20 protein-coding genes are annotated in these 18,388 nt (G+C 72.9%); 7 read left to right on the top strand and 13 right to left on the bottom strand.

Translation table 11 applies throughout. The annotated features are described in order from the left end of the window. Positions 1-7: 7 nt before the first annotated feature. From secD to HNR21_RS28760, 4 genes are all read right to left on the bottom strand, one after another. On the bottom strand, positions 8-2,287 hold the full coding sequence (gene secD, locus HNR21_RS28745; RefSeq protein WP_220500339.1) for a protein translocase subunit SecD: 2,280 nt from the start codon (positions 2,285-2,287) through the stop codon (positions 8-10). Between the two features lie 94 nt (positions 2,288-2,381). Beyond that, positions 2,382-2,822, bottom strand: a complete 441-nt coding sequence (locus HNR21_RS28750) for a hypothetical protein (protein WP_182707644.1) — start codon at positions 2,820-2,822, stop codon at positions 2,382-2,384. A 110-nt stretch (positions 2,823-2,932) separates the two neighbouring features. Beyond that, positions 2,933-4,321 carry a glycine--tRNA ligase gene (locus HNR21_RS28755; RefSeq protein WP_182707645.1) on the bottom strand — a complete coding sequence of 463 codons (1,389 nt, stop codon included), beginning with the start codon at positions 4,319-4,321 and terminating at the stop codon, positions 2,933-2,935. A gap of 209 nt (positions 4,322-4,530) precedes the next feature. Continuing rightward, positions 4,531-4,815, bottom strand: a complete 285-nt coding sequence (locus tag HNR21_RS28760) for an antibiotic biosynthesis monooxygenase family protein (protein ID WP_119729483.1) — start codon at positions 4,813-4,815, stop codon at positions 4,531-4,533. A 35-nt stretch (positions 4,816-4,850) separates the two neighbouring features. Here HNR21_RS28760 and HNR21_RS28765 point away from each other — a divergent pair, with 35 nt between their 5' ends. The 5 genes from HNR21_RS28765 to HNR21_RS28785 all read left to right on the top strand — a co-directional run bounded on the left by HNR21_RS28765 (position 4,851) and on the right by HNR21_RS28785 (position 8,241). Then, positions 4,851-5,156 carry a DUF6703 family protein gene (locus HNR21_RS28765; protein WP_182707646.1) on the top strand — a complete coding sequence of 102 codons (306 nt, stop codon included), beginning with the start codon at positions 4,851-4,853 and terminating at the stop codon, positions 5,154-5,156. Positions 5,157-5,244: 88 nt separating this feature from the next. Then, positions 5,245-6,162, top strand: a complete 918-nt coding sequence (locus HNR21_RS28770; protein WP_182708886.1) for a metal ABC transporter solute-binding protein, Zn/Mn family — start codon at positions 5,245-5,247, stop codon at positions 6,160-6,162. 47 nt (positions 6,163-6,209) lie between these two features. Further along, a complete protein-coding gene (locus tag HNR21_RS28775; RefSeq protein WP_182707647.1) occupies positions 6,210-6,992 on the top strand; it encodes a metal ABC transporter ATP-binding protein in 783 nt (260 codons plus the stop codon). Continuing rightward, a complete protein-coding gene (locus tag HNR21_RS28780; RefSeq protein WP_182707648.1) occupies positions 6,989-7,870 on the top strand; it encodes a metal ABC transporter permease in 882 nt (293 codons plus the stop codon). The genes HNR21_RS28775 and HNR21_RS28780 overlap by 4 nt, the downstream gene beginning before the upstream one ends. Continuing rightward, a complete protein-coding gene (locus HNR21_RS28785) occupies positions 7,867-8,241 on the top strand; it encodes a Fur family transcriptional regulator (protein ID WP_119729479.1) in 375 nt (124 codons plus the stop codon). The genes HNR21_RS28780 and HNR21_RS28785 overlap by 4 nt, the downstream gene beginning before the upstream one ends. Positions 8,242-8,246: 5 nt before the next feature. Here HNR21_RS28785 and HNR21_RS28790 read toward each other — a convergent pair whose 3' ends face one another. Together HNR21_RS28790 and recO are read right to left on the bottom strand one after the other, a co-directional pair. Then, complete coding sequence (locus HNR21_RS28790; RefSeq protein WP_182707649.1) at positions 8,247-9,050, bottom strand: isoprenyl transferase; 804 nt, start codon at positions 9,048-9,050, stop codon at positions 8,247-8,249. Beyond that, on the bottom strand, positions 9,047-9,823 hold the full coding sequence (gene recO / locus HNR21_RS28795) for a DNA repair protein RecO (protein ID WP_182707650.1): 777 nt from the start codon (positions 9,821-9,823) through the stop codon (positions 9,047-9,049). Before recO ends, HNR21_RS28790 begins: the two co-directional genes overlap by 4 nt. 140 nt (positions 9,824-9,963) lie before the next feature. On the opposite strand from recO, the gene HNR21_RS28800 reads away from it, so the two are divergent. Next, positions 9,964-10,992: a M4 family metallopeptidase gene (locus HNR21_RS28800; protein ID WP_182707651.1), complete on the top strand. Its 1,029-nt coding sequence runs from the start codon at positions 9,964-9,966 to the stop codon at positions 10,990-10,992. After that, positions 10,989-11,243 (top strand): protealysin inhibitor emfourin, encoded by a 255-nt coding sequence (locus HNR21_RS28805; protein ID WP_246442357.1) that lies wholly within the window; start codon positions 10,989-10,991, stop codon positions 11,241-11,243. Before HNR21_RS28800 ends, HNR21_RS28805 begins: the two co-directional genes overlap by 4 nt. Positions 11,244-11,325: 82 nt before the next feature. On the opposite strand, the gene HNR21_RS28810 is transcribed toward HNR21_RS28805, so the two are convergent. The 7 genes from HNR21_RS28810 to ddaH all read right to left on the bottom strand — a co-directional run bounded on the left by HNR21_RS28810 (position 11,326) and on the right by ddaH (position 18,378). After that, positions 11,326-12,684 carry a cytochrome P450 gene (locus HNR21_RS28810; RefSeq protein ID WP_182707653.1) on the bottom strand — a complete coding sequence of 453 codons (1,359 nt, stop codon included), beginning with the start codon at positions 12,682-12,684 and terminating at the stop codon, positions 11,326-11,328. Continuing rightward, a complete protein-coding gene (locus HNR21_RS28815; protein ID WP_119729474.1) occupies positions 12,674-13,297 on the bottom strand; it encodes a GTP-binding protein in 624 nt (207 codons plus the stop codon). The genes HNR21_RS28810 and HNR21_RS28815 overlap by 11 nt, the downstream gene beginning before the upstream one ends. Next, entirely contained in the window at positions 13,275-13,637 is a 363-nt protein-coding gene (locus tag HNR21_RS28820) for a DUF742 domain-containing protein (RefSeq protein ID WP_182707654.1), read from the bottom strand. The genes HNR21_RS28815 and HNR21_RS28820 overlap by 23 nt, the downstream gene beginning before the upstream one ends. Next, positions 13,637-14,071, bottom strand: a complete 435-nt coding sequence (locus tag HNR21_RS28825; protein ID WP_233358601.1) for a roadblock/LC7 domain-containing protein — start codon at positions 14,069-14,071, stop codon at positions 13,637-13,639. Before HNR21_RS28825 ends, HNR21_RS28820 begins: the two co-directional genes overlap by 1 nt. Beyond that, complete coding sequence (locus tag HNR21_RS28830; protein ID WP_182707655.1) at positions 14,068-15,342, bottom strand: ATP-binding protein; 1,275 nt, start codon at positions 15,340-15,342, stop codon at positions 14,068-14,070. The genes HNR21_RS28825 and HNR21_RS28830 overlap by 4 nt, the downstream gene beginning before the upstream one ends. Before the next feature lie 322 nt (positions 15,343-15,664). Beyond that, the gene (gene leuA / locus HNR21_RS28835; protein WP_182707656.1) at positions 15,665-17,371 is read right to left on the bottom strand and encodes a 2-isopropylmalate synthase; all 1,707 of its coding nucleotides are present in this window, start codon (positions 17,369-17,371) and stop codon (positions 15,665-15,667) included. Between the two features lie 209 nt (positions 17,372-17,580). Further along, a complete protein-coding gene (ddaH, locus tag HNR21_RS28840; protein WP_182707657.1) occupies positions 17,581-18,378 on the bottom strand; it encodes a dimethylargininase in 798 nt (265 codons plus the stop codon). Positions 18,379-18,388: the final 10 nt, after the last annotated feature.

Genomic DNA, 18,388 nt, shown 5'->3' on the forward strand with positions numbered 1-18,388 from the left:
CGAGGGGTCAGACGACCGCGCCCGAGTCTCCCGGCTGGCGCTGGGCCGGCCGCTTGACGGGCTTGGGCTTGGGCGCCTGGGTCTTGCTGCGCGCCTGCAGCACGACCGTGATCGGGGTCGCGGTGAACACGCTGGAGTAGGTGCCGACCGTGATGCCCAGCAGCAGCGCGATGGCGAAGTCGGTCAGCGAGTCGCCGCCCAGCAGCGCCAGCGCCGCCAGGATGAAGAGCGCCCCCATACCGGTGTTGACGGTACGCGGCACGGTCTGCAGGGCGCCCCGGTTGGCGATTCCGGCGAACGGCTTGTCCGGCTCGGCCCGCCACAGCTCCCGGATCCGGTCGAACACCACCACCGAGTCGTTCACCGAGTAACCGATGATGGTCAGCAGCGCCGCCAGGAACACCCCGTCGATGGGCTTGCCCAGCCAGGCGAACACGCCGGTGACGATGATCACGTCGTGGAACATCGCCAGCACCGCGCCGGCGCCGAAGGTGAACCGGAACCGGAACGCCAGATAGGCCAGCTGCGCCGCCAGCGCCACGCCGAGCGCGATCAGCGCCTTCTGCCGCAGCTCGCTGCCCAGGCTGGGCCCGATCAGCTCGTCGCGCTCCTTGGTGACGGTGCCGCCGCCGGCGTCGGCCAGCGCCTTCTGCAGCTTGTCGACCTCGGTGTTGGTGAGCTTCTCGGTGCGGACGGAGACGTCGTCGCCCTCCCGGCCGGCGGTCTGCACCACCGCGCGCGGGAAGCCGGCGTCGGCGACGGCCTGCCGGGCGTCGTCGATGTCCATCCGCTGGCTGGTGTCGTAGACGACCTGCCGGCCGCCGGTGAACTCGACGCCGAAGTTCAGGCCCTGGGTGAAGATCCCGGCCAGGGCGAGCACCACCATCCCGCCGGACAGCGCCAGCCAGATCTTCCGGCGCGACATCAGGTCGGGCTGCCTGCGGTCCAGCCAGTCGCGGATCCGGCCGGTGCTGCCGAAACCGGTCAGGGCCGGGCGCTTGGCGATCGGCCGCCGGGAGACGGCCCATTCGGCCAGCACCCGGGTGACCAGCAGCGCGGAGATCAGCGAGGCCAGCACACCGATGGTCAGCGTGACGCCGAAGCCGCGCACCGGACCGGCGGCCAGGAAGAACAGCAGGCCCGCCGCCAGCAGGGTGGTGATGTTGGAGTCGGCGATCGCCGTCCAGGCCTTCTGGAACCCGACGACCAGCGCCGGCCGCGCCCCGCGCCGCGGCGCGTGGGCGTACTCCTCGCGGGCCCGTTCGAACACCAGCACGTTGGCGTCCACCGCCATGCCGATGGCCAGCACGAAACCGGCCAGGCCGGGCAGCGTCAGCGTGGCGCCCATCGCCACCAGCGCGGCGTAGGAGATCACGCCGTAGGAGACCAGCGCGACGGCGGCCAGGAACCCGACCAGGCGGTACATCCAGACGATGAACAGGCCGGTGAGGATGACGCCGATGACGGCGGCCTTCCAGCTGGCCTCGATGGCCTCGTCGCCCAGGGTCGGGCCGACCACCCGCTGCTCGATGATCTCCACCGGCACCGGCAGCGCGCCGCCCTGGATCAGCGCCGCCAGGTCCCTGGCCTCCTCGGCGGTGAACTGGCCGGTGATCTGGGTGGAGCCGCCGCCGATGCCCACGTTGCAGGGCACCGTCTCCTGCACGGCCGGCGAGGAGATCACCTCGCCGTCCAGCACGAACGCGATCCGCCGGTCGTCGCCGACCTTGCAGGCGGCCTCGGCGGTGATCTTCTCCCAGATCTTGCCGCCGTTGCCGCGGAAGTCGACGGTCAGGTACCAGCCCAGGCCGTTCTGCTGGTCGAAGGAGGCGTTGGCCGAGCCGATCTGGGCGCCGGACAGCGCGGCCGGGCGCAGCATGATCGGCCTGCCGTCCTCGTCCGGCAGCATCTTCTCGCCCTTGCCGGGCTTGCCGTCGTTGGTGCGCACCGGGTGCGCGGTGAGCTGGGCGGTGCGGCCGATGGCGTCGGCGGCCTGCTTGGGATCCTGCACGTCGGGCAGTTCGACGATGATGCGCCGGTCGCCCGAGCGGGTGATGGACGACTCCGACACCCCCAGGGCGTCGACCCGCTTGCGCAGCACCTCCAGGGCACGGTCGGTGGACTCTCGGTTGGCCTTGACGTTCTGGCCGTCCTTGGTCTCCAGCACGATCTGCGTGCCGCCGCGCAGGTCCAGCCCGAGTTTGGCGGGCTGGGTGAGCGTGACGTATATCGATCCGGCGATGATGGCGAGCGCGACTATCGCCCGCCACGCCAAGGGGCTGGACAAAAGACCTCCACGGGAACGGCGGCCCGCCGGCCGGCGGGCCACGGAACACCGGCGGCGGGCGCGACGGCCCGGCGGCACCGGTCGGACAGGGACCTCAGGAACCCGTGGAGGCCGGCGGCGCACGGCCGCGCGGCGGGGCCGTCCGCACGCCGTCCGCGGCGAGCGGGCCGTGACCGGCCGCGGCGGCGCCGAGCGGGGCCGGTGCGGGCGCGCGGACGTCGCGTGCGGGCAGGGCCGGGTCGGCGGGCGCGACCGCGTGCGGCGGCGGGGCCGCCGAGGCGGGCCCGGTCTCGGTGAGCTGCCCGGTGGGGGCGTTCTGCAGGACGGTGGCGCCGGCCCGGCCGCGGCCGGGCGCCTGGTGCGCGGGCGGCTGCTGCGCGGCGCCGGTGCGGATCCCGATGCCCGACCCCGCGGAGGGGAGCCCGGCGCCGGGGAACATCACGAAGCCCAGCAGGCCCAGCGCCAGCACCAGCAGGCGGGCGAGGCGGCCGGCCTCGCCGTCGGCCGGGGCATGGCTGCGACGGTGGTCGCTCATGTGCGTCCCTCCGTCGGTGGCCTATGGGTCTCCGCCACGCTACCGGAACGCGGGCCCCCGGGGAGAGGTTCCGCCGCGGGCGTCCGGGCGGACACCCGCGGCGAACGGGCTCAGCAGCCCGGCAGCCGGGCCGCCAGGTAGGACTCCACCTGGGAGATCGCCACGCGATCCTGCTTCATGGAGTCGCGCTCCCGGATGGTGACGGCGTCGTCGTTCAGGGTGTCGAAGTCGACGGTGATGCAGTACGGGGTGCCGATCTCGTCCTGGCGGCGGTAGCGGCGGCCGATCGCGCCGGCGTCGTCGAACTCGACGTTCCAGTGCCTGCGCAGCGCGGCAGCCAGGTCGCGGGCCTTCGGGGACAGGTCGGCGTTGCGCGACAGCGGCAGCACCGCGGCCTTGACCGGCGCGAGCCGGGGGTCGAGCCGCATCACCGTGCGCTTCTCCAGCTGGCCCTTGGCGTTGGGCGCCTCGTCCTCGGCGTAGGCGTCCAGCATGAAGGTCAGCACGCAGCGGTCCACGCCGGCCGCGGGCTCGATGACGTACGGCACGTACCGCTCGCCCTTGTCCTGGTCGAAGAACGACAGGTCCTGGCCGCTGGCCTTGGCGTGGGTGGACAGGTCGTAGTCGGTGCGGTTGGCGATGCCCTCCAGCTCGCCCCACTCGCCGCCGGCGAAGTTGAACCGGTACTCGATGTCGACGGTGCGCTTGGAGTAGTGCGACAGCTTCTCGGCCGGGTGCTCGTACAGCCGCAGGTTCTCCTTGCGGATGCCCAGGTCGACGTACCACTGCATCCGCTCGTCGATCCAGTACTGGTGCCATTCCTCGTCGGTGCCGGGCTCGACGAAGAACTCCATCTCCATCTGCTCGAACTCGCGGGTCCGGAAGATGAAGTTGCCGGGGGTGATCTCGTTGCGGAACGACTTGCCGATCTGGCCGATGCCGAACGGGATCTTGCGGCGCGCCGACTGCTGGACGTTCATGTAGTTGATGAAGATGCCCTGCGCGGTCTCCGGCCGCAGGTAGGCCAGGCCGGACTCGTCCTCGACCGGGCCGAGGAAGGTCTTGAGCAGGCCGTTGAACATCCGCGGCTCGGTGAAGGCGCCCTTGGTGCCGCAGTTGGGGCAGTTGACCTCGGCCAGGCCGCCGGCCGGCGGGTGGCCGTGCTTGGCCTCGTAGGCCTCTTCCAGGTGGTCGGCGCGGAAGCGCTTGTGACAGGACTGGCACTCGGTGAGCGGGTCCACGAACGCCTGCACGTGGCCGCTGGCCTCCCAGACCTCGCGGGCCAGGATGACGCACGAGTCCAGGCCGACGACGTCCTCGCGGCCCTGCACCATGGCCTTCCACCACTGGCGCTTGACGTTGTTCTTCAGCTCGACGCCGAGCGGGCCGTAGTCCCAGGATGCGCGCAGTCCGCCGTAGATCTCGCTCGACGGGTAGACCAGGCCCCGCCGCTTGGCGAGGCTGACGATGGTGTCCATCACGTCGGGTCGGCGGGCCATTGAATTCTCCATCCGGCTGGCGGTCGGTGGGATTGTCTCGTACGCCCGGCAGCGCGCCGAAGCGATTTTCATCCCCGGTGCGGGGACGCCGGGCCTCCGCGCTCCGCGGTCCCCAGGCTCCGGTGCCCCTCAAGGTCTTCCAGCTTAGGGCAACGCCGCCGGTGGCGTGACGCGACCCGCGCGCGGGCCGGGCCTTTCGGCGGGGCCGTTCAGCGGGCGGCGACGACCTCGTAGGCGCCGGGTTCGTCGATCGCCAGCGCCGACAGCGGGATCAGCCGCATCCGCACGTCGTACAGGCCGATCCCGCGCCGGTAGTGGCCGGCGCCGTCCCACTCGGTGACCAGCGCCCACAGGGTGGGGTCGTCGACCGTCCGGCCGATCCGGCCCCCGCGGTACCCGGGCGCGGCGGCCAGCGCCTCCAGGACGGCGCCGAGCTCGGCGGCGAACCGTTCGGTCTCCTCCTCGGGGACCCGGTACCGGGTAATCGCGATCACCCGGCCATCCTAGTGAGCGGCGCTACCGTGGGCGGGTGAGCACACGACCCGATCCCCACGCCCCCGGGCTGCGGGGGGCGATCGAGCGGCGCAGCGCGGTGCCGGTGGTGTTCCTGCACCGGCTGCCGGTGTGGGTGCCGCTGCTGGCGGTCTTCGCGCTGCTGGCGGTGGGCATGGCGGGCACCGGGTGGGTCGCCGCGGCCGCGCTGGGCGTGCTGGCGCTGCTGCTGGCCTGGTTCGCCTACCTGAACTGGCCCGCCCTGCGGATCGGCGGGCGGACGCTGCGGGTCGCCGCGATCACGGTGCTGGTGGTGTCGGCGGCGGGCCGGCTGCTGGGCTGATTTTGACAACCGTTTTCATTTTGCCCAGTATGGAGGGGTGTTCACCTTCCGTGCCCTGCGCCGCATTTCGCCCCGGTCCGCACTGCCGATGACCGTGCTGTCCGCCGCGCTGCTCGCCGCCACCGCGTGCGGCGGCGGCTCCGAGGCCGGATCCGGGTCCGGCACCCGGGTGATCGCCGGGTTCTACCCGATGGCCTGGCTGAGCGAACAGGTCGGCGGGACCGCGGTGTCGGTCGACACGCTGGCCCGTCCGGGCGCCGAGCCGCACGACCTGGAGCTGTCCCCGCGGCAGATCGCCGAGCTCGGGGAGGCCGACCTGGTGGTGTACGTCAAGGGCCTGCAGCCCGCCGTGGACCAGGCGGTGTCGGAACGTGCCAAGGACCGCGGCCTGGACGCGGCCTCCGCCGTGCGGACCCTGCCGCCGCCCGCCGAGGACGGGCACGGCCACGAACATGAGGACGAGCACGGCCACGGGCACGACGAGGGCTCCTACGACCCGCACATCTGGCTGGACCCCAGCCGGATGGCGACCATCGCCACCGCGCTCGGCGAACGGCTGGCCAAGGCCGACCCGGCGAACGCCGCCGCCTACCGGGCCGGCGCCAGGACCGTGGCCGGCCGGCTGACCGCGCTCGACGGGGAGTTCCAGGCCGGGCTGAAGAACTGCGAGCGGCGGACGATGGTCACCGCGCACGCCGCGTTCGGCTACCTCGCCGACCGGTACGGCCTGGAGCAGGTGCCCATCGCCGGCGTCGACCCCACCGCCGAGCCGTCGCCGCAGCGGCTGGCCGAGCTGACCCATGAGATCCGGGAGAACGGGGCCACCACCGTGTTCACCGAGACGCTGGTGAGCCCGAAGGTCGCCCAGGCGCTGGCCCGCGAGGCCGGGGTGCGCACGGCCACCCTGGATCCGGTGGAGGGTTTGGCCGACGGCTCCCGCGACGACTACGTTTCGATCATGCGCAAGAACCTGCAGACCCTGCGCACCGCCCTGGACTGCGCATGAGCGCGCCAACGCCTCAAAGGGACGCCGCAGGCGAGCGGGGGGCGCGCATGAGCGCCGGGGCTCCGCCGCTGGCGATGACCGGGGGCCGGGTCCGGCTGGACGGGCGGGAAGTGCTGCGCGGGATCGACCTGCGGGTCGAGGCCGGTGAGGTGCTGGCCCTGCTCGGCGCCAACGGATCCGGCAAGTCCACCCTGGTCCGGGCGCTGCTGGGGCTGGTGCCGCTGTCCGGCGGCCGGACCGAGATCTACGGCTCGCCGCCCGCCCGGTTCCGCGCCTGGCACCGGATCGGGTACGTCCCGCAGCGCCTGACCGTGGGCGGCGGGGTGCCCGCGACGGTCCGCGAGGTGGTGGCCTCCGGCCGGATCGCCCGCCGGTCCCGGCTGCGCCCGTTCGCCACGGCCGCCGACCGCGCCGCCGTGCAGCGGGCGCTGGAGCAGATGGGGCTGGCCGACCGGGCCGGGCAGCCCGCCCAGCGGCTGTCCGGCGGGCAGCAGCAGCGGGTGCTGATCGCCCGGGCGCTGGCCGGGGAGCCCGACGTGTTCGTCATGGACGAGCCCACCGCGGGGGTGGACGCCGCCAGCCAGGCCGCCCTCGCCGCCACCCTGCACGACCTGGTCCGCCAGGGCCGCACCATCGTGCTGGTGGCGCACGAGCTAGGCCCGCTGGAGCCGCTGATCACCCGGGCGGTGGTGCTGGAGGAGGGCCGCATCGCGCACACCGGGGCCCCGCCGGCGCCCGAGGGCGACTGCGCCCGGCCCGGCCACCAGCACCAGCACCCGCATGCCGCCGAGACCGCCTCCGGCTCGCTGACCCACTGGAATCCGGCGTGACCGACCTGCTGCAGTTCGACTTCATGCGCATCGCCCTGGCGCTGGCGGTGCTGATCGGCCTGACCGCCCCGGCGGTCGGCACGTTCATCGTGCAGCGCCGGCTGGCGCTGCTCGGCGACGGCATCGGCCACATCGCCCTCACCGGCATCGGCCTCGGGCTGCTCACCAGCACCTCCCCGGTGCTGGGCGCGCTGGTGGTGTCGGTGCTGGGCGCGGTGGTCATCGAGGTGCTGCGCGCCCGCAGCCGCACCGGCGGCGACGTGGCGCTGGCGCTGCTGTTCTACGGCGGGCTGGCCGGGGGCGTGCTGCTGACCAACATGCAGGGCGGCGGGGCGAACCTGCAGTCCTACCTGTTCGGCTCCATCGTCAGCGTCACCCTCGAGGACCTGTACGTGGTGGCGGCGCTGTCGGTCGCGGTGCTGGCGGTGGTGGTGCTGTTCGGCCGGGAGCTGTTCCTGCTGTGCCAGGACGAGGAGGTGGCCCGGGCCAGCGGGCTGCCGACCCGGCTGCTGTCCCTGCTGATCGCGGTCACCGCCGCGGTGACCGTGGTGATCGCCATGCGGGCCATCGGGCTGCTGCTGGTCAGCGCGCTGATGGTGGTGCCGGTGGCGGCCGCCCAGCAGGTCACCAGGGGTTTTAGGGACACCATGCTGGCGGCGATGGGGATCGGGGTGCTGTCGGCGGTGGCGGGGCTGGTGGCCTCGTTCGAGTCCGACCTGCCGCCCGGACCGTCCATCGTGCTGCTGGCGCTGGCGGTGTTCGTGGCGCTGGTGCTGGTGCGCTCGATCGGAGGTTCGCTCTCCCGGCGCAGGCGCCCCGGTCGTACACTGCCTTCCGGCGCGGACGAGGCGACAGCCGAGGCGGAGGTGCACACATGACGGCCCGCCGGGACGCGGTGCGGGAGGCGCTGGCACGCAGCGAGGGCTTCCGCAGCGCGCAGGACATCTACGCTGCCCTGCGGGCCGGCGGCTCGAAGATCGGCCTGACCACCGTCTACCGGGCGCTGCAGGCGATGAGCGAGGCGGGCCAGGTGGACGTGCTGCGCACCGACGACGGCGAGGCCGTCTACCGGGCCTGCCGCACCGACGAGCACCACCACCACCTGGTGTGCCGCCAGTGCGGCCGGACGGTCGAGGTGGAGGGCCCGGCCGTGGAGCGCTGGGCGGAGGCCATCGGCGCCGAGCACGGCTTCACCGACGTGACCCACACCGTCGAGGTCTTCGGCACCTGTCCGGACTGCGCGGGCTGAATCGCCTAGCTCCGCACGGGTCCGCTCGCGGGCACCGGGTTGGGCTCCGCGCCGCCGTACCGGCGGTCCCGGGTGGCGTAGACCTCGCAGGCGTGCCACAGGTGCCGCCGGTCGAAGTCGGGCCACAGCACGTCCTGGAAGACGAACTCGGCGTACGCCGACTGCCACAGCAGGAAGTTGGAGGTGCGCTGCTCCCCCGACGGCCGCAGGAACAGGTCCACGTCGGGCACCTCGGGCCGGTACAGGTAGCGGGCGAACACCTTCTCGGTGATCTTGTCGGGGTCGAGCCTGCCGGCCGCCACGTCCCGGGCGATCGCGGCGGCGGCGTCGGTGATCTCCGCCCGCCCGCCGTAGTTGACGCAGAACTGCAGGGTGAGCACGTCGTTGTCGCGGGTCAGCCGCTCGGCGTCCTCCAGCTCCTTGATCACGCTGCGCCACAGCCTGGGCCGCCGCCCGGCCCAGCGGACCCGCACCCCCATGGAGTGCAGCTGGTCGCGGCGGCGGCGGATCACGTCCCGGTTGAAGCCCATCAGGAAGCGCACCTCCTCCGGGGAGCGCTTCCAGTTCTCGGTGGAGAACGCGTACGCCGACAGGTACGGGATGCCCAGCTCGATCGCGCCCATGATCACGTCGAAGAGGGAGTGCTCCCCCATCTTGTGCCCCTCGGTGCGGGGCAGGCCGCGCTCCTTGGCCCAGCGCCCGTTGCCGTCCATCACGATGGCCACGTGCCGGGGGACGAACTCCTTGGGGATGGCCGGGGGGCGGGCGCCGCTGGGGTGGGGGTACGGCGGCTGGACGGCCCTTTTCACGCTGGCTCCTCGGTGATGTTCTCGGTGGTGGTCGGCTCGTGCGGCGCGCGTTCCACGTGCCGCAGCGACCTGATCCCGTGTTCCAGATGCCACTGCAGGTAGGCGGCCACCAGCCCGCTGCACTCGGTCCGGTGGCGCGCCTCGCTGGCGTCGGCGTGCGCCCAGTCCCCGCGCAGCAGCGCCAGCATCAGCTCCAGGGTGGCGGGCGCGGGGGAGGCCGCGCCGGGCGGCCGGCAGGCCGCGCACATCGCCCCGCCCGCCGCGATGGCGAACGCCCGCAGCCGGCCGCGCGCCCCGCAGCGGGCGCACTCGTCCAGCGCCGGGGCCCAGCCGGCCACCGACAGCGACCGCAGCAGGAACGCGTCCAGCACCAGCCGGGGGTCGTGCGAGCCCTCCACCAGGGTGCGCAGCCCGCCGAGGAGCAGCAGGAACTGCCGCAGCGCGGGCTCCTTCTCCTCGGCGGTGAGCTTCTCGGCGGTCTCCAGCATCGCCGTCCCGGCGGTGTAGCGCGGGTAGTCGGCCACCAGCGGCTCGCCGTACGGCCGCAGCGTCTCGGCCTGGGTGATCAGGTCCAGCGAGCGCCGCTCGTAGAACTGCAGGTCCACATGGGTGAACGGCTCCAGCCTGGCCCCGAACCGGGACTTGGTCCGGCGCACCCCCTTGGCCGCCGCCCGGATCCGGCCGCCGCGGCGGGTCAGCACCGTGACGATGCGGTCCGCCTCACCCAGCTTCTGGGTGCGCAGCACGATTCCTTCGTCACGGTAGAGGGTCACCCGCACATTCTCCCGCATCCGGCGGGGCGGGACGAAAACGGACGGCGATCACGCGTCGCCACCGGAGAATGACCATGTGGTCACCGTAAGTTACGGTAAAGGGCGCGTCCCGAATCGGGTTCGACTGTCAGCGTGGCGCCATGAGATGCACGATCCTCCCGCCGCACATGCTGGAGCACCTCGCCGACGCGACCGATGACCGGGCGCTGCGCGAGATGGCCCGCCGCACCCTGGTGATGAGCGCGACCCAGCGTGTGGAACGGCGCGTCACCACGGTCGCCCCCGCCGCGCCCAGCGAGGACTTCGTCCCGAACCGCGCCGTCCACGACGCCCGCCACCGCGAACAGCTCCCCGGCGACCCCGTGCGCACCGAGGGACAGGACTCCACCGGGGACGAGACCGTCGACCAGGCCTACGAATGGCTCGGGGTGACGTTCGACTTCTTCGAGCAGGCGTACCGGCGCAACTCCATCGACGGGGCCGGGCTGAAACTGGTCTCCACCGTGCACTACGGCCGCGAGTACGCCAACGCCTTCTGGAACGGCCGGCAGATGGTCTACGGGGACGGCGACGGCGAGCTGTTCCTGTCGTTCACCGGGCCGCTGGAGGTCACCGGGCACGAACTGGTGCACGGCGTCACCCAGCACACCGCCGCCCTGGAGTACTACGGCCAGTCCGGGGCGCTGAACGAGTCCGTCTCCGACGTGTTCGGCTCCCTGGTCAGGCAGTGGCATCTGCGCCAGACCGCCGACGAGGCCGACTGGATCATCGGCGCCGGCCTGCTCGGCCCGGACGTGAACGGGGTCGGCCTGCGGTCGATGAAGGAGCCGGGCACCGCCTACGACGACCCGCGGCTGGGCAGGGACCCGCAGCCCGGTCACATGGACGACTACGTGGAGACCTACCGCGACAACGGCGGCGTCCACATCAACTCCGGCATCCCCAACCGCGCCTTCTACCTGGCGGCCACCGCGCTGGGCGGGCACGCCTGGGAGAAGGCCGGGCGAATCTGGTACGACACGCTGACCGGGGACGCGATGAAACCGGCGATCGAGTTCGCCGCGTTCGCCGCCGCCACCATCGACACCGCCGGGCGCCTGTACGGCGCGGGCGGAGCCGAGGTGCGGGCCGTGCAGAAGGCGTGGAGCGGGGTAGGCGTGGAACCGTGAGAGTGAGCGTGATCCGCAGCGGGGGCTTCGCCGGCGTCGAACGCCGCGGCGAGTGCGACACCGCCTCGGATCCGGCGCTGCGGGACCTGCTCGACCGGGTGGACCTGGACGGCATACCGCCGCCGGGCCGCGTTCCCGACCGGTTCGTCTACGAGATCGACGTCGACGGGCGGGTCACCACGGTCGGCGAGGCGGAGCTGACCGGGCCGTTGCGCGCGCTGGTACGGCACGTGCTGGGCGACCCCGGCTGACCTGTTCGCCCGGGGGACGGCCCCGAGACCCCGGAGAAGCGAGCCCCGCCGCCCGCGTTCGGACGGGCGGCGGGGCGATCGGTCATTCGCCGTTCCACCAGCGCCGTAGCGCGGCCATCAACCCGCGTCCCTCGGCGGGCCGCTCGGCCGGGGGCGCCGGGGCGGTGAGGGCGGGCGCGGGGCGGCGCTGGGCGCCGGTGTCGGTGGCCGGCGCGGGGAAGTGGACCGGCGGGTAGCGGACCGGCAGCGACACCAGGCCGCGGTGGAACATCCCGATCCGCCAGCGCAGCTCCTCCACCGGAACGGCCAGCGTCATGTCCGGCAGGCCGTCCAGCAGCCGTTCGATGGCGATGGAGGCGATCAGCCGGGCGTGGTTGCGCGCCGGGCAGGCGTGCGGACCGGCGCCCCAGGCCAGGTGGGCGCGGTTGCCCGTGCGCTGGTCGCTGGTCTTGGCCGGGTCGGTGTTGGCGGCGGCGTAGCTCATCACCACCGGCTGGTGCGCCGGGAGCCGGTGCCCGGCCATCTCCACGTCCCGCAGCGGGAACCGCGCCCCGTAGTTGGCCAGCGGCGGGTCGGTCCACAGCACCTCGTCCAGGGCGTCCTCGATCGGCAGGCTGCCGCCGGACAGGTCGCCGGCGAACCGGTCGTCCGACAGCAGCAGCCGCAGCGCGTTGCCGATCAGGTTCTGCTCCGGCTCGGTGCCCGCGCCCATCAGCAGCACCAGCTGGCTGTGCACCTCGTCGTCGGTCAGCTCGGCCGGATGCGCCAGCAGCCAGGAGGTGACGTCCTCGCCGGGGTGGCTCCGCTTGAGGGCGATCAGCTCGTAGATGCCCTCGTTCAGCTCGTTGTTGGCCTTCTCCGCCTCCGCCGGCGTGGTCGCCTCGAAGATCCCGGCCATCCCGAACACCAGCCGCTCGGCGATGGCGGGCGGGCAGCCGAACATGTCCATGTAGACCAGCATCGGCAGCGGCTGGACGTACCCGGACATCAGGTCGGCCTCGCCGAGCGGGCCGAGCGCCCGCACCAGCGCGTCGGCGTGCCGTTCGACCTGGCCGCGCAGCACGCCCGGGTCCAGCCGGGCGAACGCGTCGGTGATGGTGCCGCGCAGCCGGGCGTGCACCGCCCCGTCGGTGAACAGGACGTTGGGGCGGTAGCCCATCATCGGCAGCACCGGGCAGTCCGGCGGGACGGTCTGCTGCCAGGTGCTCGGGTTGCGGGAGAACGTGCGGTCGTCGCGCATCACCTCCAGCACGGCGTCGTAGCCGATCGCCAGCGTGGCGGGCACGCCCGGGGCGATCTCGACCGGCGCGAACGCCCCGTGCGGGCGCATCCGCGCGTACGCGCCGTGCGGGTCGACGGCGAACTGCTCGTCGTACATCCTGATGCGGCCGTGCGCCGGGCAGCCGCCCGGCCGCGCGCCGCCTGCGCTCTCAGTGCTCATGCTCGGGCTCCCGGGAGGCGGTGAGCAGATGGTCGACCAGGGCGATCAGCGCCCGGGTCGAGGACGCCGGATCCCTGGCGTCGCAGGTCACCAGCGGGGTGTCGGGCAGCAGGTCCAGAGCCTCGCGGATCTCCTCCAGCGGGAAGACCGGGGCGCCCGCGAACTGGTTGACCGCCACCGCGTAGGTCAGGCCGTGCCGTTCGACCGTGTCCATCACCTCGAACGACTCCTGCAGGCGGGACGGGTCGACCAGCACCAGCGCGCCGAGCGCGCCGCGGGCCAGGTCGCTCCACAGCCGCTTGAAGCGGTGCTGGCCGGGGGTGCCGAACAGGTACAGCACCAGCCGGTCGCTGAGCGTCAGCCGGCCGAAGTCCATCGCCACCGTGGTGTGCGTCTTGTCCTCGATCCCGGCCAGGTCGTCGACCAGCGCCCCGGCCTGGGTCATCCGCTCCTCGGTGTGCAGCGGGCGGATCTCCGACAGGGTGCTGACGAACGTGGTCTTGCCGACCGCGAAGTGACCCACGACCAGCAGCTTGACCGCGGTGCGCACCGACTCGCCCAGGTAGCGCCCGGCGGTCGCGCCGGTGTGTTCAAAGACGGGCGCGGAGTCCATCCAGCACCTCCCGCAGAATCCGCTCGCGGTCCAGGCCGTCCATGCCGCCGGACGGGCCGGCCGCCCGGGTGGTGATGTGGCCGCTGTCCACCAGGTCCGACAGCAGCACCTTGACGACGCTGACCGGAAGGGACAGATGCCCGGCGACCTCGGCCACCGACAGCGCCCCGCCCTGGCACAGCCGCACGATCCGGCGCTGCTCGGGGGTGAGCTGGGCGGCCGGGTCGCCGGGGGCGGCGATCACCAGGGTGACCAGGTCGAAGATGTTCCGTGTGGGATGCGCCCGGCCGCCGGTCACCACGTGCGGGCGGACCAGCGCCTTCCTGTTGTGCGGCGGCATCATGCCAGCGTGCGGCGCGGCGGGGTGGACAGCTCCTTGCCGAGCCGCTGCACCAGTTCCTGGAGCCGGAACGAGACCGCCTCCATGTCGACCTGGGGGCTGGCCGAGACCGCCAGGTAGGCGCCCTCACCGGCGGCGACCAGGAACACGTAGCCGTCGTCGAACTCGGTGACGGTCTGCCGCCAGGTGGTGTCGGGGTCGTCGCCGCAGAACTCGGCGGTGGCGCGGGCCAGGGACTGCAGCCCGGACATGCCGGCCGCCTGCCGTTCGGCCTCGTCCCGGCTGATCCGCTGCGAGTGGGCCATCAGCAGCCCGTCGGCCGACAGCAGGATGGCGTGCCGGGCCTCGGGCATCCGCAGCGCCTCGTCGAGCATCCAGCCGAGCCGGTTCTCGGTGGGGTCGGCCATCGCGGCGTTCATCGGCACATCGGTCATGACCGGGGGTTCCCTTCGGTGTCGGACGAGGCTGCGGCGCGGCCGGAACGGGTGCCTCGTTGCCAGGCCCCCAGTCCGGCGGCGCGTTCCCGCGCGGGGCGGGGCGGCCGGGCGGCGACCGCGGTGTCGTCGTCGGCGGCCGCGACGGCGGTGGTGGCGCGGCGCCGCTTGGGCAGGCCGCTGGCGGTCGCGCCGGCCACCGGGGCGGGCGCGGCCGCCTGCGTGACGGTGCCCGGCTGGTCTCCCACAGGCGCCTCCGATTCCTCGGTGATGGAGGTCAGCAGGGTGTTCGGCAGGAACACCACCGCGCGGACCCCGCCGTAGGGCGAGCGGGTGTCCACCGAGACGGTGAATCCGTACCGGGCGGCCAGCACGCCGACGGCGGCGAACCCGATCTGCGGCGGGTCGCCGAGCGCGCCGATGTCGGCCTGGTGCCGGCCGGACAGCAGATCCGTGGCCCGGGCGATCTCCTCGGCGTTCATCGCCACCCCGGCGTCGTCGATCATGACGGCCACACCGTTGTGCGCCATCTGGAAGTTGACCTCGACCGGGGTGTTGGGCTGGGAGTGGCGGGCGGCGTTGTCCAGCAGCTCGGCCAGGGCCAGCACCACCGGCTCCACCGCCCGGCCGGTCACCGCCACGTTCACCTCCGAGGTGATCCGCACCCGCAGGTAGTCGCGGATCCGGGAGGTGGCCCCGCGGACCACGTCCACCAGCGGCGCGGCCGAGCGCTGCTGGCCCGGCCAGGAGCCGAACAGCACGGCGGTGGCCTGCGCGCGCCGGCCGAGCTGGGCGTTCATGTGGTCGATGCGCAGCAGGTCGGCCAGCACCTCGGGGTCGTCGTGCCGGTCCTGCATCTCGGAGATGGCCAGCTGCTGCTCGTTGGCCAGGCTCTGCACGGTGCGCATCATGGCCTTGAGCGCGCCCTTGGCCGACCGGTCGGCCTGCTCGCGGGTCTGCTCGACGGCGTCGGTGAACGTCTCCAGCACGGCCGCCAGGGCGGGGCCCAGCGCGGACCGGTTCGTCCGCTGCGGGTCCAGCGGCCCGGCCACGGCCACCGGCCTGCCCGCGAGCCGTTCGCGCAGCTGCGGCAGCCGGGTGGCGGCCAGATGGCGCACCTCGGCCTCGTGGTGGCGCAGTTCCTGGGCGAGCTCCTGGTTGCGCCGGCGCAGCCGGTCGGTGACGTGCCGCTGACGCACGAGCAGGACGGCGAGGGCGACCAGGCCGACGAGCAGGCCCGCCAGCGTCAGGGACAGCAGGATTCGCTCCATCGCATCCTCGGATGTTCGGCGGGGGAACCGATCTGTCGGCGGACGACACATCCGCGCGACGAATCGGTTACGGACGGCAGTCCGGAGATTATGGACCAAACGACAGTGCGACCGCGACCCGACTGTCAGCGCACCACGAATTCCCCATGCCGGAATACCGACAAACCGGACGAGAAATGCGCAACGGGCCCCGACCGGAAGATCGTCCCGGCCGGGACCCGTTGACGGACTGATCACCTGTGTGTGCGCACGGTGTGATCGGGTCCCCGACGTCTCCCCGCCGACGGCCGGGAGACGAGCCCGAAAATGCGGCCCGGCGGCGTCAGCCGCGCCGCGCCGCGCGGTTGACCGCCGACAGCACGCCCTTGAGCGCGGCGGTGACGGTGTTGGCGTCGATGCCCACGCCCCACAGCACCTCGCCGTCCACCTCGCACTCGATGTAGGCGGCGGCCCTGGCGTCGGTGCCCGCGCTCAGCGAGTGCTCGACGTAGTCCAGGACCCGGACGCGCACGCCGACCGTGGCCAGGGCGTCCACGAACGCCGAGATCGGGCCGTTGCCGATGCCCTCGATCTCGCGGATCTCCCCGTCCACCCGCACGTCGCAGGTGAGCTGGTCCTTCTCGTCCACCCGGGAGGAGGCGCGGTGCGCCAGCAGCCCGATGCGCGGCCCGCCGGACAGGTACTCGCGCTCGAAGATCTGCCACATCTCGTCCGGGGTGACCTCGCCGCCCTCGGCGTCGGTGCGCTCCTGCACCACCCGGGAGAACTCGATCTGCAGCCGGCGCGGCAGGTCCAGCGAGTGCTCGGTCTTCATGATGTAGGCCACGCCGCCCTTGCCGGACTGGCTGTTGACCCGGATCACGGCCTCGTAGGTGCGGCCGACGTCCTTGGGGTCGATCGGCAGGTACGGCACCTCCCAGCGGAACCCGTCCACCGGCACGCCGGCCTCGGCCGCGTCCTTCTCCAGGTGGTGGAAGCCCTTCTTGATGGCGTCCTGGTGGGAGCCGGAGAAGGCGGTGTAGACCAGATCGCCGCCGTAGGGGTGCCGCTCGTGCACCGGGATCTGGTTGCAGTACTCCACGGTGCGGCGGATCTCGTCGATGTCGGAGAAGTCGATCATCGGGTCGATGCCCTGGGAGAACAGGTTCATCCCCAGGGTGACCAGGCATACGTTGCCGGTGCGCTCGCCGTTGCCGAACAGGCAGCCCTCGATCCGGTCGGCCCCGGCCATGTAGCCCAGCTCGGCGGCGGCCACCGCGGTGCCCCGGTCGTTGTGCGGGTGCAGCGACAGCACGATCGAGTCGCGGAACGCCAGGTTGCGGTGCATCCACTCGATCTGGTCGGCGTACACGTTCGGGGTGGCCATCTCGACGGTGGCCGGCAGGTTGACGATGACCTTGCGGTCGGGGGTGGGCTGCCACACCTCGTTGACGGCGTTGCAGACCTCGACGGCGTACTCCAGCTCGGTGCCGGTGAACGACTCCGGCGAGTACTGGAAGAAGATCCGGGTGTCGCCCATGTCCTCGGCCAGCTTGGCGCACAGCTCGGCGCCCTGCACCGCGATCTGCGTGATGCCGTCCCTGTCCTGCTCGAACACCACCCGCCGCTGCAGCGTGCTGGTGGAGTTGTACAGGTGGACGATGGCCTGCCTGGCGCCGCGCACCGACTCGAAGGTCCGCTCGATCAGCTCGGGCCGCGACTGGGTCAGCACCTGGATCACCACGTCGTCGGGGATCCGGTCCTCTTCGATGATCTTGCGGACGAAGTCGTAGTCGGTCTGGCTGGCCGCCGGGAAGCCGACCTCGATCTCCTTGTAGCCCATCCGCACCAGCAGCTCGAACATCTTCAGCTTGCGGTGCGGGTCCATCGGGTCGATCAGCGCCTGGTTGCCGTCGCGCAGGTCCACCGCGCACCACTGCGGGGCCCTGGTGATGACCTTGTCGGGCCAGGTGCGGTCGGTCAGCCGGATCGGGGTGAACGGGCGGTAGCGTTCGAAGGGCATGCCGCTGGGCTGCTGCTGCGGGTACATGGGCTGGTGAAGTTCCCTCTGCTCGGATTCCTCGCGGCCGACGTCACGTCAAAGTCCCGCAGCGAGGGAGCCGACCTTTATCTCACAGGCCCCCGCTGCGGCCGCTAAGGAGGAGCAGGCCACGCGACACGATGCCTACGGTACCGGATGGCGCCCGTGTTACGGGCGCCGCCCGTTCGCGATGTGAGACAGCACACCCGCCGGCCGCGTCACCGGTGATCGTGAACGAGCACGGACAGGCAGGTCACACAGCCCTCCAGCGCCTCGAACTCGCCGATGTCCACCACGGTGACCCGCAGCCCGTCGGCGCGCAGCATCTCGGCGGTGCGGGGCGCGGACGCGGCCAGCAGGACGTGGTCCTCCCCCAGCACCACCACGTGCGAGCCCGCGGGCTCGGGCGCGACCCGCAGGCCCGGCAGCACCGAGACGTCCACCAGGTCCGGCATGCCGATCAGCGTGCCGTCCGGCAGCGCCGTCATCGCGGACTTCAGGTGCAGGGCGCCGGCGACCCGTACCGGCACCACCCGCCGGCCCAGCGCCCCCAGCATCGCCGACAGCCGGCGGATCGCCTCCTCGTCGGTGCGGCCGGACAGCCCCACGTAGACCGTGTCGCCGACCTGGAGGACGTCCCCGCCGTCCAGCGTGCCGGGCTCCTCGATCCGCGCGACCCGCAGCCCGAGCTCCCGTACGGCCCGCTCCGTCCCGGCGGTCTCGGCGCGGCGCTCCGGGGCGCCGGAACGGCCCAGCACCGCCAGCCCGTCCACCACGATCACGGTGTCCTCCACGAACACCGCGTCGGGCAGGTCGTCGGCGGGCGGCACCTGCCGGATCCGCCAGCCCGCCGCGGCCAGCGCCGCCGTGTAGCCCTCGTGCTGCCGCCGGGCCAGCTCCAGGTCGATCGGCCGCCGGTCGATGTGGGTGACCAGCCCCTCCGCCAGGCGCGGCCCCGGCGGGCGGACCAGCGCGACTCCCGGCCGGCCGGGGGCTGCGGTGACGTTCTCGGGCACGGCCGCTCCA

It is taken from the genome of Thermomonospora cellulosilytica (genome assembly GCF_014138835.1).
Classification (GTDB): Bacteria; Actinomycetota; Actinomycetes; order Streptosporangiales; family Streptosporangiaceae; genus Thermomonospora; species Thermomonospora amylolytica.